The organism is Scrofimicrobium canadense (genome assembly GCF_009696615.1).
Taxonomy (GTDB): Bacteria; Actinomycetota; Actinomycetes; order Actinomycetales; family Actinomycetaceae; genus Scrofimicrobium; species Scrofimicrobium canadense.
Window position 1 is genome coordinate 1 of sequence record NZ_VULO01000053.1, and the last position, 1,028, is coordinate 1,028.

Here is a 1,028-nt window from a genome sequence, read left to right on the forward strand (position 1 = left end):
GGAAGAGTTGTTCGAACCCTTCAATCGGCTGGATGAGGAGCACGGCGTCATCGAAGGGACGGGCATCGGCCTGGCCATTACCCGTGAGCTGGTGGAGCGAATGGGGGGGCCATTGGCGTGGACAGCCAACCCGAACGTGGCTCCACCTTCTGGTTTACCTTGCCCATGGCAGAAAAAAACACCGCCGAGCCTTCCTCGGCGGTGTCGGCAACGTTGGGAGACACTGCCTCACAGAGCAGCTACCGCCTGCTCTATATCGAGGATAACCCCACCAACCAGAAGCTCATGGAAGATATCGTGGAGGACTACCCACACGTCCAGCTGCAAACCGTGTCCAGCGCCGAGCTGGGGCTTGAAATCATGCGTTACTCACCGCCCGACCTGGTGTTGCTCGACATCAACCTGCCGGGTATGAGCGGTTATCGAGCGCTGGAGATCATTCGCCACGATGAGCAGCTCAAGCACCTTCCCGTCATTGCCCTGTCGGCCAACGCCATGGAACGGGACATTGCCCGAGGCCTCGAGGCTGGCTTTGCCGACTACCTGACCAAGCCTATCGACCTCGACAAGCTCTCCGCGACCCTGAGCCACTATCTGGCTGTCGCCCCCGCTCACGCTCCAAGGATGGCCACATGACCCTGATGAGCAAGCGCTTACTCATCGTCGACGACAACAGCATCAACGTCGAGCTGCTGCTGGACCTGCTGGACGATCACGGTTTCGACCACGTGCAGGGAATCAGCGACCCTCGCCAGGTGCTGGGCCTGTGCCAACAACAGTTGCCCGACCTGATCCTGCTGGATATCCGGATGCCCTACCTGGATGGCTATGGGGTCATGTCACAGCTGCAGGCGCACTTCGGGGCTCAGATGCCGCCAGTCATCGTACTGACCGCCCAGATCGATGACGAAACACGCCATAAAGCGCTGAGCATGGGGGTACGTGATTTTCTCACCAAGCCTTTCAAGCATGACGAGGTACTCCAGCGCATTCGCAACACGCTGGATGTGGAACACCGTTATCAGGTA

The 1,028-nt window shown here is 59.2% G+C and carries 2 protein-coding genes; both read left to right on the forward strand.

All coding sequences use genetic code 11. The features are described 5' to 3' along the window. Positions 1-117: 117 nt before the first annotated feature. On the forward strand, positions 118-636 hold the full coding sequence (locus FYJ24_RS12515; RefSeq protein WP_206192735.1) for a response regulator: 519 nt from the start codon (positions 118-120) through the stop codon (positions 634-636). Continuing rightward, a partial coding sequence (locus tag FYJ24_RS12520) for a response regulator (RefSeq protein ID WP_154546743.1) occupies positions 633-1,028 on the forward strand: 396 nt, incomplete at its 3' end. The genes FYJ24_RS12515 and FYJ24_RS12520, both read left to right, overlap by 4 nt.